The organism is Kordiimonas marina, from assembly GCF_023006325.1.
Lineage (GTDB): Bacteria > Pseudomonadota > Alphaproteobacteria > Sphingomonadales > Kordiimonadaceae > Kordiimonas > Kordiimonas marina.
In genome coordinates this window covers 454,212-467,689 of sequence record NZ_JAINDF010000002.1, presented here as the reverse complement: position 1 = coordinate 467,689, position 13,478 = coordinate 454,212, and the positions used below count along the sequence as shown (strand labels likewise).

Sequence of the window (13,478 nt, the reverse complement as noted above, 5' to 3'; positions counted from 1 at the left end):
GCAAGCCCGGTTGCGGGCGAAGGGTTCAGCGTCCACGTTCCGTAACAGAGATGAACCGCGCATGAGACCGGAGCGCCCATGTTCCCGAAACTTCCCTGGGCTCCGGCTACTTTCCCAAGCAAGGTTCGTTTCTAACTGCAGGATTTCCTCCCTGAACTAGCCCTGCGCCCTGTCGGTACCCCCGACAGGGCGATTTTTTTGCCGGACAGGTTAGTGGGCCGGTTTGGGCTCGCCCAACAGCACGATGGTCGCGCCCGACGTCAGCGCGACCTTGCCGTCTTTCACGGTTACCCGCGCGCCGGAATAATAGTCCTTGAGCACCGTGCCATCGGCAAAAAGGCCGTAGACGGACAGGGACTTGGCCCCCTTCGGCATATGCAAGGCCACCAGCACCTTGTCGTGCACGCCGCCGTCCTCCAGCACCCGGCTGAAGATATAAGGCTGGGCGCTCAGCATCTTATGGACCCCAGCCCCCACCGCCATATGGGCGTGCCGGAACTGCCCCAGCTTCCGCCAGTGGCTGAGAAGCTTCCGGGTCTTGGCCTGGCTGAGGTCATCCCAATTCATGAAGCTCCGGAGCGTCGCATCGCCAATAGTGCCGGGGATGGTCAGGCTGCGGGCCAACTCATCGCCGTAATAAATCTGCGCGGCACCCGGCGCCAGCATCAGCTTGAGCGCATCGTTAAACGGGTGTTTGCGCGCCTTGTCATAGGGCGCCGGGTCATCGTGCGAGACCTCGTAATTGAGGATACCAACACCGTCGAACGGCCCGCCATGGAGCGACGCCGAATAGCTTGAGAACAGCTTTTCCATGCTTTCATGCGCGTGGGTCGGGAAGGCCATGTTGATCAGGCTGTCGAAGCCGTTCGCGAAGAAGTCCACCTTGCGGTCGCCATAGTCGAAATCCCGGCTGCCGGGCACATCATGGCGGAAACCCTTGAGGCCATAATCGAACACTTCGCCGACCATGAAGAAGGGCTTGTCGTCGATCTTTTCCTGCGGGTGGCGGGCCTTCCAGTCCACCAAAGCCTTGGTGGCTTCGCCCCTGAGCGCCAGCCAAACCTCCGGGTCCACATGCTTGGCAGTGTCGACCCGGAAGCCGTCGATGCCATACTCACGCACCCAGTCGGTCAGCCACTTGATGAAATAGTTTTTCGGCGCGCGCGGCAATCCCGTGCGCTTGAAGAAGGCATCGAGCTCCGCCGTTTCCTGCGCGAGCCGCCCTTCGGCCTTCCACTTCCGGATAAGAAGCGGCGGCAGCGGCACGTCGGTGCTCACGTCCGTCCGCATATCGGTGAGGCTGGAGGCCACCGTGCAGCTCACCGTGCCTGCGAAGCTTTTGAAGTCACAGAGCGGCCCGGTCCTGATCCAGTCCTTCGGCCAGGCCGGGTCGCGCGGGGTTTCCGGCCCCGTGTGGTTCATGATGACGTCCGCCAGCACCCGGATGCCGTGCTTGTGCGCGGCCTTGATCATCTCGGCCATATCGGCCTCGGTGCCATAGTTGGGGTCAACCTTGGTCCAGTCCTTCGGCCAATAGCCGTGGAAGGCGTAGCTTTTGCCCCACGTCTCGCTCCAGGCGCCGTGGATCTGTTCGATGAGCGGGGTCATCCACAGCACGTCGATGCCGAGCGCGTCAAAATAGCCATCGTTGATTTTCTTGGTGATGCCCTTGATGTCACCGCCCATGAAGTTCCTAAGCACCGCGCCGTCATGCGGGTTGCCGTAGGCATTATCATTGGTGGGGTCACCGTCCAGGAACCGGTCGGTGAGCATAAAATAGACGGTGGCGCCATTCCAGAACGGGTCGATACCCTTCCGCGCCGTGTTGATTGCATCTGCACCGAGGGCGGATACAGATAGGGTGACAGCCACGACCAAAGCCATAGCGCCACCGAAAAATGGCAGTTTCACCGGTTTTTCCTCCCATCGGGACAGGAAAGTGAAGCCTCCCTGCCCGTATTCCCCTTAACCCGGTCGGTCCGCTTTCAGCCCTTGTCCGGCTGACTGCCACGCTTCCGCTTATTTCCCCTCCGGCTTACGTAAGGAACCGCCTGGCACGGATAGTCTTTCTCCACCCGCTCGGCAGCAGTTTACCGCCTCAAAGACAGCGCTGTCAATTATGACTGCACCACAACGCCTGTCAGGAAAGCGGGGCGAAAGGAAAAGGAACAGACTATTTTTGACATATTGTTATCTATGTACCATGGTACATAACATATGAAACAAAGCCTGCTTGCCCCGCGCGGCAGGAGAACAGAGGAACCCCACATGACCAAGTGGCTGATCCGTCTTTATGCCCTATCCATCGCCGCCATGAGCCTGAAGACCTTCCTGGCCCCCCAGCACGGTTGGCCGATAAAGCTTCTGGCGGGAACGGAAATCCTGATGGCGATTCTCTTCGCCCTGCCGAAGGCACGACAGGTGGGGCTTTATGGTCTGCTGACGATTTTCGGACTGGCGGCAGTGCTGGAGACGCTGGCCGGGTCGGGCCCGTTCCGCTTCATCGTATACGGCATTGCTGCCTGGGTATTGGCGAAACAGGAGACGGCCTGAGCACCGACCGTGATCTTAAGCGCCCTGCTCCTTACGCTGGCCGCCCGGTGAGACTACATCGGCCCAAACCTCAATGCGTTCGGGACGGCCGAGCAGGAAGCCCTGGACCTCGTCACAGCCTTCCTCCCGCAGCATGGCAAGCTGCGCTTCGGTTTCCACCCCTTCGGCCAGAACCGGAACGCCGATACCGTGGCCAAGGCCGATCATGCCGCGGACGATGGCGGCGGACTGGGGCCTTTCCTCCATCTGCATGACGAAGGCGCGGTCGATCTTCAATTTGTCGAACGGGAAATTCTGCAAATAGCTGAGCGAGCTGTAGCCGGTGCCGAAATCGTCCATCGCCAGACGAATACCAAGCGCCTTGAGCGCGTTCAGAACCTCGAGCGCGCCAGCCTCATCGGCAATCAGCACCCCTTCGGTGACTTCAAGCTCCAACCGTTCCGGATGCAGGCCGTGGCGTTTGGTGATGCGGTCGACAAGGTCAACCAGCCCGTCCTCCAGGAACTGGACCGGCGACAGGTTTATGGCAACGCCCAGAGGTTCGCCCCAGGACGCGGCCTCGCGGCAGGCTTCATTGAGAATCCACAGGCTGATGTCATTGATGACACCGGTTTCCTCAGCCAGCGGAATAAACTCGGCCGGGGAAATCATGCCCCGCTCCGGGTGCTTCCACCGGAGTAGGACTTCAAAGCCCGTGAGCCTGCTATCCGCCGTGCGGAATTGCGGCTGATAGACGAGGAACAGCTCATGCCGGCCCAGCGCACCCATCAGGTCCTGCTTCAGCGCGCGGCGTTCTTCCAGCTTGCGGTCGATCTCATGCTCGAAGAAACAGTAGCGGCCGCGGCCTTCGGTCTTGGCGCGCTTGACCGCCACCTCGGCCCTGAGGAGCAGGTCTTCGGCGCTATCGGCGTCGCCCGGGAAGATGGCGATCCCGGTCGAGGCTGTCACCGTCACCATCTGTTCGCCGACGATGAAGGGCTGAACCAGCGCGCGCCTGATGCGCAGGGCCAGAAAGTCCGCCGCTTCGGTATTCTCGATATTTTCCTGCAGGATACAGAATTGGTCCGCCGACAGGCGTGCAACCGTGTCGACATCGGACGCCGTCGCCGTAAGCCGGGTCGCCAGTGCCTTCAGGAGCTCATCGCCCCCTCGCTGGCCGAACTGGGCGTTGATGTCCTTGAAGGTGTCGATGTCGATGAAATAGAGCGCCACCTTGCGGCCGCCCTTGCGGGCAAGCATGAGGCTGTGTTCAAGACGGTCGGTGAGCGCCGCGCGGTTGGCAAGGCCGGTGACCGTATCGTGGTTCGACAGAAAATCGATCTGTTGCTCAGCGGCGCGGCGTTCGCGGATATCACGCACGATCGCCACATGTTTGGCCTGGGTGCGGTCCTGCACCGGGCGGAAGAACACCTCGGTGGCAATCTCCTGCCCGCCGGCGCCGACCAGAATGGCGTCCCCCACATATCCCGCCGTCCTGATCCCGCTGCCGAAATTGAGGTTCTGGAAACAGACCGAAAACGGCATCCCCTGCAGCGTGGCCAACCGCCGCCCGGACAGGCCAAGGAAACTGTGGTTGGCATCGACAATCGCGCCGTTTTCATCAAGGAGAACGATGCCCTCAAGCGCGGCGTTGGCCAGCCCGCGCAGGCGCTGGGCTTCCATCAACCGGCGCTCCGCCATGTGCCGGTCCAGGATGGCCCCGGCCAGGCTGAAGGACAGGATGGTCAGCGTGGCAAGCGTAACCCCGAAGGCGAGAAACTGTTCGGACAGGAAGCCGTGCTCCACGGCAATGGTCGGGTCCGGCGTAACCGTGATCGCGCACATGCTGGTAAAATGCAGGCCGCAAATGGCGAAGGCGAGCGCACCAGCCGCCTGTGCCTGGCGGCCAAAGCTGGTGCCCCGCCTGATCAGACGGAACATGGCAACAGACCCGGCAACCCCGAACACCACCCCCAGCACAGTCAGGATATGGTCGTGATTTAGCCGGCCCTCCACCCGCATACCCGCCATGCCGAGGTGATGCATGGCCCCGATCCCGAGCCCAAGCGTCCCCGCAGCCAGCAAAAGGATGGAGACTTTCTTCCCGCGCGTATCGATAAAGAAGGCAAGCCCCGCCATGATGACCGCCACCAGGAGCGAGCCGACCGTCGGCAGGAAAGCATAGCTGACCGGCACGCCGGGGGTGTAGGCGAGCATGGCGATAAAGTGTGTGGCCCAGACGCCGATACCGGTGGCGAGGGCTGTCAGGAACAGCCAGCGGCGGCGGCCGAATTCGGACGCATAGCTGATGCGCTGCGCCAGGGTGACGGCGGTATAGGACGCGAACAGGCATACAAAAACCGCCAGAATCAACAGGCGGGATTCATGTGCAATCACAATTCCCTGAAAGATTTTTTCAATCATACACCGACTTACCCTGTCATGGGGGTCCGCAAATCGGTCTCGTCCCCACGAACCTTCCTTCTACCCCGAACCTTATTGCCAGGAAGTTAATAAAGCCTGTTCATAAACGCCAGCCCCCTCACCAGAGCCAGTCCCAATTTCCCCAATTTCCTTCACAAGGAAAGGCGGGCAAGGCAATCATGACGCTCGCATTCGTCTAAAAAGCGCGTAAAATGCCTGCATGAACAAGGATATGGCCCTCAAGGAACTATCGGAACGCTTTGGTGACCGCCTGAGCGTGAAGGCGGCTGACCGGGACGCCCACGGCCGCGACGAAGGCGGTCATGACGGCCCCTCCCCCGATGCCGTCTTCCGGCCGGAAAACACGCGGGAGGTGGCAGATGCCGTCAAAATCTGCGCGCGCTACCGCCTGCCGGTCATTCCCTTTGGTGCCGGAACCTCGCTGGAAGGCCATATAACCGCGCCCTATGGCGGGCTTTCGATCGACATGAGCGGCATGAACCGCATCCTCGCCGTCCATTCCGAAGACCTGGACGTGCGCGTGGAAGCCGGGGTCACCCGTAAGCAGCTCAATGCCTTCCTGCATGACAAGGGCCTCTTCTTCCCCGTCGACCCCGGTGCGGACGCTACGCTGGGCGGCATGGTCTCCACCCGCGCGTCCGGCACCAACGCGGTGCGCTACGGCACCATGCGCGAACAGGTACTGTCCTTGGAGGTCGTCACCCCCATGGGCGAGATTATCGAAACCGGTACCCGTGCGCGCAAGTCGGCCGCGGGCTATGACCTCAACCACCTGTTCGTGGGTGCCGAAGGCACGCTCGGCATCGTCACCGAAATGACGGTGAAGGTTTACGGCATCCCGGAAAAGCTGGCGGCAGGCATCTGCCGCTTCCCGAGCCTGAGTGCCGCGATCGAGACGGTGATCGACACCATCCAGATCGGCCTCCCGGTCGCCCGGATCGAGCTTCTGGATGAGCTGAGCATCAGGGCTGTCAACAAGCATTCGAGCATGGATAACCCGGAACAGCCGACGCTGTTTGTCGAATTTCACGGCAGTCCGGGGGCGGTTGAGGAACAGATCGAGCTGTTCAGGGAGCTGGCGGACGACCGTGGAGGCTCCGCCATCGACTTCGCCCACAAACAGGAAGACATCAACCGCCTGTGGCATGCCAGGCACCAGCTTTATTACGCCACCCGCGCGCTGGCGGCGGGCAAAAACACCATCACCACTGATGTGTGCGTGCCGATCTCCCGCCTGGGGGACTGTATGCTGGCGACCCGCGCGGACTTCACCGCCAGCGGGCTGTTCGCCACCATGCTCGGCCATGTCGGCGACGGCAATTTCCACACCATCATCGCCGCCGACCCGGATAACCCGGAGGAAATGGCGCTCGCCGACCAGATGAACGAGAATATCGTGCGCCGCGCGATCGAGATGGGCGGCACCTGCACGGGCGAACACGGCATCGGCACCGGCAAACGCACCTTCCTGGAGTGGGAGCGCGGCCATGCGCTGATGCCCATGCGCCAGATCAAGGCCGCCTTCGACCCGTTCGGCATCATGAACCCCGGCAAGGTCTTCGCCCTCACGGACGCGGATGACGCGCTATGCTCGGGGAAGCACTGACAGATCTCACGGCCCGTGCGGCCCCGGGCGCCCGCGCGGCCGGGCTGGTCCATGAACTGGCGGGGATCGGCGGGCGTTATCGGCGCCATAAAAAGGCGTGGCAGCCACACCTTCAACACACCAAGGAATGCATCACCGCGCATCTTTACCAGGCCGACAAAGCCGAACCCGTGCTGCTGATCGGCGCGGGGCTCGGCCTCGATGTGCCCCTGGATGCGCTCAATGCCCATCCGGCAGGCGCGCTCCTGATGGACGCGGTTGAGACGCTGTCGCTTCGGTGGAAACTCAGGCGTTACCCCAACATCCGCTTTGAACGCTTCGACGTGACCGGACTTCTCGCGCCTTATGCGCACACGGAAGAAGGCGCGGCCCTGCACCCGCCCGCCATCGCGCCCTTGCCGCTGGTTGGCTACGGCATGGCAGTCAGCTGCAACATCCTGAGCCAGCTGCCGCTCGCGTTCGCCGACAGCCCGCCCGCGGATGAAGATGAACGCGCGCTCACGGCCGCGATCCAGAAGGCGCATGTGAAGGCGCTGATGGCGATGGGCTGCCCGGCACTATTGATCACCGATTATGCGCGGATCGAGACGAAAGATGACGGCCACCGGCACGTGATCCCGACGGTGGAGCGCAGCTTCCTGCCCGGGGATCCGCTTGAGACCTGGGACTGGCACATAGCCCCAAAAGGTGAAGCGGCGCCGGACCTTGATATCTCCCTCAAGGTCGGCGCCTGGCTTCTGAACGCTTATTGCTGACCCCTCTTCTTCGTCATTCGCCGGCTTGACCGGCGAACCTAGGAACACTGGCTTAACCGACTAGCGCCCGTGTTCCTGGCCCCGCCGGTCAAGCCGGCGGGTGACGAGAAAATATATAGAACGCCGTCAGCTCTTCGCTTCCTCGTCCTTTTTCTTCCAGCCGGTCCAACCGGGGCCATGGACGAAGCGGCCGGCCATCGCGCCCGTGTGCTTGCCGTCTTTCACGATCTCCACGCCGTTCACGAACACATCATCCACACCGGTCGACAGGTGATGCGGGTCCTTGTAGGTGGAATGGTCGGCGATGGTTTTCGGGTTGAAGACCACGATGTCGGCATAATAGCCGGGCTTGAGGAAGCCGCGGTCGCGGATCTTGAGCCGCTTGGTCGGCAGACCCGAAAGCTTGTGGATGGCCTCGGCGAGCGAGATGACCTTCTCATCGCGCACATAGTGGCCGAGGAGCCGGGCGACGTTACCGTAAGCGCGCGGGTGTGCGCCGCCGAACTTCTTGGCGACTTCCGGGTTATAGGCACCGGCGTCCGAGCCGAAGGCGACCCACGGCAGCTTGATCTTCTTCTTGATGTTGTCCTCATTCATCAGGAAATAGATGGCCGCGACGCGCGTGCCGTCCTGGATCACCAGGTCCATCGCCGCCTTTTCAGGCGTTTCGTTCATGTCCTTCGCGACCTGGGCCAGCGTCCAGCCGGTATATTTCTTGAGTGCCGGGTTCTGGAAATAGGGCAGCAGCACGCCGTCCGCCCCGGCTGCCATCAGCAGGTTATCCCACTTATTCGTCGGCGTGGTCATCTCGACCTGAAGCTTCTTGCGGATTTCCGGATCCTGCAGCCGCTTGGCCCAATCTTCCTGCGTGCCTTCCTGCACCCACGGCGGCATGGCAGCATCAAGCCCCGTGGCCCCGGCGGCGTAATTATACATGTTGGCGCTGATATCGAGGCCGTTCTTGTTGGCTTCATTTACCCGCTTGATGAGTTTATCCAGCTTGCCCCAGTTCTGCTGCCCCGCGGCCTTGAGGTGGTAAATCTCCGCCGGCACATGGGCGTCCTTCGCGATGGTGATCAGCTCCTCAAGCGCGGGCATCAGCTGGTTGCCCTCATTGCGCATGTGGGAGATATAGCGCCCGCCATATTCACCCGCGACCTTGGCCAGCGCGACCAGCTCATCGGTTTTGGCATAGAAGGCCGGCGCGTAGATGAGCGAGGAACCGACGCCGAGCGCGCCTTCCTTCATCGCGGTCGCCACTTCGCCTTCCATCGCCTTCAGCTCATCCGGCGTCGGCGCGCGGTTGGCGTAGCCCACATGGTTCATCCGCACCGTGGTCGCCCCCACAAAAGATGCCACGTTCGGCGAAATCCCCTTCTTCTGCAGCATGTCCATATACTCGCCAAGCCCGGTCCAGGTCACCTTGTAGGGCTGGGGCGTCTGATCGAGCTTATGCTGGTAATCGGCTTTGATTTTCGGACTGAAGGGGCCCATTGACCAGCCTTCGCCAAACACCTCAAGCGTGACCCCCTGGATGGTGTCCGAAAGACCGCGGCCATCGATGACGAGACTATCCGTTGCCCAGGAAAGCATGTTGACGAAGCCGGGGCTGACCGCCTGGCCCTTGGCATCCACGGTTTTGTCCGCGCTGGCGTGGGAGAGGTCCCCAATGAAGGCGATACGGTCGCCGTTGACGCCGACGTCGGCCTGGATACCCGGCGCGCCGGTGCCGTCATAAACGGTGCCGCCCTTGATGATGGTGTCATAGTGCGCCGTCTCTTCGGCCGGGCGGCCACAGGACGCGAGAGTGACAATGGCGGCGATAGCGACAAAACGCCGGAGTGCGGATGAGAATCCTGACATACTTTCCCCCTTGATGTTGGCCCCCATAAACTAAAGCAGCAGCCGTCAGGTGCAAGTACACATTCGCGCGAGCAGGCATGGTTTCTGACTCGCGTGAGGCCCTCCCCACCGTTATAGTGGGCGCGCATACGGGGAGCGCATTTATGCTGCAAGTCATTCAAATTCCTGTCCTTCAGGACAATTATGTCTATCTGCTGCACGCTGAGGAAACGGGGGAGACCGCCGTCGTTGACCCGGCCGTGGCCGAGCCCGTGGTGGCCGAACTGGAAGCCCGCGGCTGGACGCTCAGTGCCATTTTCAACACCCACCACCATTATGACCATGTCGGCGCGAACCTCACACTCAAGGAAAAATACGACCTCAAGATTTACGGCCCGTCGGCGGAGCGCGAGCGCATCCCCGGGATCGATATCGCGGTCGGGGATGGTGACACGGTCTATCTGGGCGATAACGCCGCCACGGTTTATGACGTCCCGGGCCACACGGCCGGGCACATCGCCTACCATTTCGCGGACGCAGACGCGCTTTTCTGCGGTGATACGCTGTTCGCCATGGGCTGCGGCCGCCTGTTCGAAGGCACGCCGGACCAGATGTGGCGCTCGCTCAGCACGCTGATGCGCCTGCCGGACGACACCAAGGTTTACTGCGCGCACGAATATACGCTGGCGAACGGCCGCTTCGCGCTCAGTGTCGAACCACATAACGCCGAGCTGGTCGCGCGGATGCATGAGGTCGAAGACCTGCGTGCCAAGGGTATCCCGACGATCCCGAGTACCATCGGTCTTGAGAAAGCGACCAACCCGTTCCTCCGCCCGATGAGCGAGGAAATACAGGATATAACCGGCCTTGTCGGCGCGCCCTTGCCCGCCGTCTTCGCCGAAGTGCGTAAGCGCAAGGATAACTTCTAACCACAAGAGAGACGGGGTGGCGCCATAGCCTCCAGCGTTGGAGGCCGTGACCTGACCGCCCCACATAAGGGGGAAGACCATGAAAAAATGGATGGCAGGACTGATCATGACAGCACTGATGGGAGCAAGCGGCGCCCACGCGGCCGAGCCCGCGGATAGCGCCCAGATGACCGACAAGGACCCGTACCTGTGGCTTGAAAATGTTGAGGGCAAAAAGGCGCTCGACTGGGTCCACATGGAAAACAAACGCTCGCTCGGTGTTCTGGAAGCCGACCCGCGGTTCGAGAAGCTGAAAGCCCGCGCGCTCAAGGACTATGACGCCAAGGACAAGATCGCCTACGGCCAGCTTCTGGGCGGTGCGGTCCATAACTTCTGGCAGGACAGCAGCCACGTGCGCGGCATCTGGCGCCGGACCAGCATGAAGTCCTACGCGAGCAAGGAACCCAAATGGATCACCCTGATCGACTTTGACAAGCTGGCCAAGGAAGAGGGCCAGAACTGGGTCTATAAGGGCCGCGACTGCCTGGCGCCTGATTTCGGCCGTTGCCTCATCCGCCTCAGCCACGGTGGCGCGGATGCCGTTGTGGTGCGCGAGTTTGACGCCGTGACAAAACAGTTCGTCAAAGACGGCTTCGTCACCCCGGAAAGCAAACAGTGGGTCAGCTGGATCGACCGTGACACGCTGATGATCGCCACCGATTTCGGCAAGGAAGCCGACGGCTCCTCCAGCATGAATGAAAGTGGCTACCCGCGTCAGGTGCGGATCTGGAAACGCGGCACCCCGCTTTCCGACGCCAAGCTGATCCTGAACGCGGATATGAAGACGGTGTTCAACTTCCCGATGGCGAGCCACCGGCCGGACGGCACCTACACCGGCGTCATCCAGGGTCCGGACTTCTTCACCCAGATCATCTATCTGTTGAAGGACAAAACCGACGACACCCAGGAGCCGGAGCTGAAGCAGCTGGACCTGCCGCGCGATATCGATTTCAAAGGCTTCTTCGGCGGCCGCATGATCATCCAGATGCGCAAGGACTGGACGGTAGGTGGCAAGACCGCGCCTGCGGGCTCGCTGATCTCCGTCCTCGTCACCGACCTGATGGCCGATGACCCGGCGCGCAGCCTGGCCGTTATCTATGCCCCCGATGACCATAGCTCCATCGACGGTGTCAGCATCGGCAAGGACCGAATTTTCCTGTCGGTCCTGCATGACGTGACCGGCAAGCTGATCACCGCCACCCCGACCGGGGACGGCTGGCAAACCGCCGACATGGGCATGCCGAAGAACGGCTCGCTCGATGTGGTCAGCGCCGACGCATGGTCGGACAATGCCTATGTCCGCTACGAAAGCTTCCTGAAGCCGAGCAGCCTTTATGAAGTTCACTTCGGCGGCAAACCGGCGGAGATCAAATCCCTGCCGGCGCGCTTCGATGCCTCGGGCATGGTAACCGAGCAGAAGTTCGCCACCTCGAAGGACGGCACCAAGGTGCCCTATTTCGTCATCCGGCCGAAAAACGTACCGATGGACGGCAGCACGCCGACCATCCTTTACGGTTATGGCGGGTTCGAGATCGCGCTGACGCCGAGCTATATGAACGGCCTTGGCAAGCTGTGGCTCGAGGAAGGCGGCGCTTACGTGATCGCCAACATCCGGGGTGGCGGCGAATATGGGCCCAAGTGGCACCAGGCCGCGCTCAAGTCCCACCGCCAGCGGGCGTATGACGACTTTATCGCCGTCGGTGAGGACCTGATCCATTCCGGCCTCACCAGCACGCCGCACCTGGGCATCTCCGGGCGCTCGAACGGTGGCCTCCTCATGGGGGTCATGACCACCGAACGGCCCGACCTGTGGAACGCGGTTATCTGCGGTTCGCCGCTTCTGGATATGCTGCGCTTCAACAAGCTGCTCGCTGGTGCTTCCTGGATGGGCGAGTACGGCAACCCGGATATTCCGGCCGAGCGCGCCTGGATCGAGAAATATTCGCCCTACCAGAATGTGAAGGCGGATGTGAAATACCCGGAAGTCTTCTTCTATACCTCGACCAAGGATGACCGCGTGCACCCGGGCCACGCCCGCAAGATGGCGCACAAGATGATCGATATGGGCAAGCCGGTGCTTTACTACGAAAACACCGAAGGCGGGCACTCCGCCGCCGCGAACCTGAAGCAGCGGGCGCTGACCGATGCGCTGGAAACCGTCTTCATGCTCAAGAAGCTGAAAGACTGAGGCTTTAGGCCTTCAAAAAAGAGCTAAACGAAGGGCGGGTTTCCCGCCCTTTTTGTTGCCCCGTCCGCTGCGCCGCCGTAGACAGGGGAAAACAACAGCAGCGATGACCATGACAGCCCCCTTGCCCGATGACCTGATGACCAGCCCGGCCCTTTACCCCTTCCAAGTGGATTGGAAAGCGGAGAAGGCCTGGATGCTGATGGCACCCGACGGCTGGTATGATGCCGCAGCGTTTCTGGACCAGCGCGCCCTCACGAAGGACGCCAAGGGGGACTGGGTACCGCTGGACGCGTTGGAAGTGGCCGCGGCGGACGCCCCCGCGCGGCCCCTTGGCCTTATCTTCCATGTCGGCCATTGCGGTTCGACGCTGATTTCCCGTGCGCTCGGGCTTGTGCCCGGCTTCTTCTCGCTCCGTGAACCGTTACCGTTCCGGGACCTCGCCGCCCTGCAGGCGGAGACGGGCGACATGCCCACGGATAAGACGGACCTCATGCGGGCCTTCTGGGCGCGCCCGCCGGATAAGGATGCCCTCGCCACCGTCAAGGCCACCAGCTTCTGCAGCCTCATGGCCAAGGATTGGCTCACCCGCTACACGGGTGACCGCGCAGTGATGCTGGCCATGGCGCCGGAGATTTATATCGCCACCGTCCTCGGCGCCGACGCCTATGTCGCCGACCTCAAGGGCGGGGCCGCCATCCGCACGAAGGCGCTCACGCGTGCAACCGGGGCCGCTGCCCCCGCGCCCGACAGCCTCACCGCCGGGGAGCTTGCGGCCATGACCTATATGGCGGAACTCATCAACTTGCACCTAGGTGTCGAAGCTGCGGACGCACGCGCCCTGCGACTGGATTTCGACGGCTATCTGAAGGACCCGGCGGCCACGCTGGCCACGCTCGCGCAGCATTTTGGGCGGGACATCAGCACGGAGGATGCCGCCCGCCTCCTCAGCCACCCGATCCTCGGGCGTTATTCGAAGGCGACGGACTATCGCTTCACGGCGGGGGACAGGAAGGCGCGGCTCACGGAAAGCCGGGCCAAGAACGGCGCGGAAATCACCCGCGGGATTGACTGGATACGTGCCCTCGCCCGCGCGCACCCGGTGGCGCGGGAGGCGCTCATCGCATACGGCTACGCACGCTGAG

General features: G+C 62.1%; 9 protein-coding genes. 6 read left to right on the top strand and 3 right to left on the bottom strand.

All coding sequences use genetic code 11. From position 1 onward, the window contains the following. Window positions 1–210 precede the first annotated feature (210 nt). Window positions 211–1,911, bottom strand: a complete 1,701-nt coding sequence (locus tag K6118_RS05365; protein ID WP_247119194.1) for an alpha-amylase family glycosyl hydrolase — start codon at window positions 1,909–1,911, stop codon at window positions 211–213. 357 nt (window positions 1,912–2,268) lie between these two features. Between K6118_RS05365 and K6118_RS05360 the strand changes: the two genes are divergently transcribed. Beyond that, entirely contained in the window at window positions 2,269–2,553 is a 285-nt protein-coding gene (locus K6118_RS05360) for a hypothetical protein (RefSeq protein WP_247119193.1), read from the top strand. Window positions 2,554–2,568: 15 nt separating this feature from the next. On the opposite strand, the gene K6118_RS05355 is transcribed toward K6118_RS05360, so the two are convergent. Then, entirely contained in the window at window positions 2,569–4,929 is a 2,361-nt protein-coding gene (locus K6118_RS05355; RefSeq protein ID WP_247119192.1) for a bifunctional diguanylate cyclase/phosphodiesterase, read from the bottom strand. 247 nt (window positions 4,930–5,176) lie between these two features. On the opposite strand from K6118_RS05355, the gene K6118_RS05350 reads away from it, so the two are divergent. Together K6118_RS05350 and K6118_RS05345 are read left to right on the top strand one after the other, a co-directional pair. Continuing rightward, on the top strand, window positions 5,177–6,583 hold the full coding sequence (locus K6118_RS05350) for an FAD-binding oxidoreductase (RefSeq protein ID WP_247119191.1): 1,407 nt from the start codon (window positions 5,177–5,179) through the stop codon (window positions 6,581–6,583). After that, on the top strand, window positions 6,565–7,338 hold the full coding sequence (locus tag K6118_RS05345; protein ID WP_247119190.1) for a hypothetical protein: 774 nt from the start codon (window positions 6,565–6,567) through the stop codon (window positions 7,336–7,338). Before K6118_RS05350 ends, K6118_RS05345 begins: the two co-directional genes overlap by 19 nt. A 126-nt stretch (window positions 7,339–7,464) precedes the next feature. On the opposite strand, the gene K6118_RS05340 is transcribed toward K6118_RS05345, so the two are convergent. Then, window positions 7,465–9,201, bottom strand: coding sequence for an N-acyl-D-amino-acid deacylase family protein (locus K6118_RS05340; RefSeq protein ID WP_247119189.1), 1,737 nt, complete (start codon window positions 9,199–9,201; stop codon window positions 7,465–7,467). Between the two features lie 143 nt (window positions 9,202–9,344). Between K6118_RS05340 and gloB the strand changes: the two genes are divergently transcribed. The 3 genes from gloB (at window position 9,345) to K6118_RS05325 (ending at window position 13,477) form a co-directional block, all read left to right on the top strand. Further along, entirely contained in the window at window positions 9,345–10,109 is a 765-nt protein-coding gene (gloB, locus tag K6118_RS05335) for a hydroxyacylglutathione hydrolase (protein WP_247119188.1), read from the top strand. A 79-nt stretch (window positions 10,110–10,188) separates the two neighbouring features. Beyond that, complete coding sequence (locus K6118_RS05330) at window positions 10,189–12,336, top strand: prolyl oligopeptidase family serine peptidase (RefSeq protein ID WP_247119187.1); 2,148 nt, start codon at window positions 10,189–10,191, stop codon at window positions 12,334–12,336. A gap of 103 nt (window positions 12,337–12,439) precedes the next feature. Beyond that, window positions 12,440–13,477, top strand: coding sequence for a hypothetical protein (locus K6118_RS05325; RefSeq protein ID WP_247119186.1), 1,038 nt, complete (start codon window positions 12,440–12,442; stop codon window positions 13,475–13,477). The last annotated feature ends 1 nt before the right edge of the window (window position 13,478 follow it).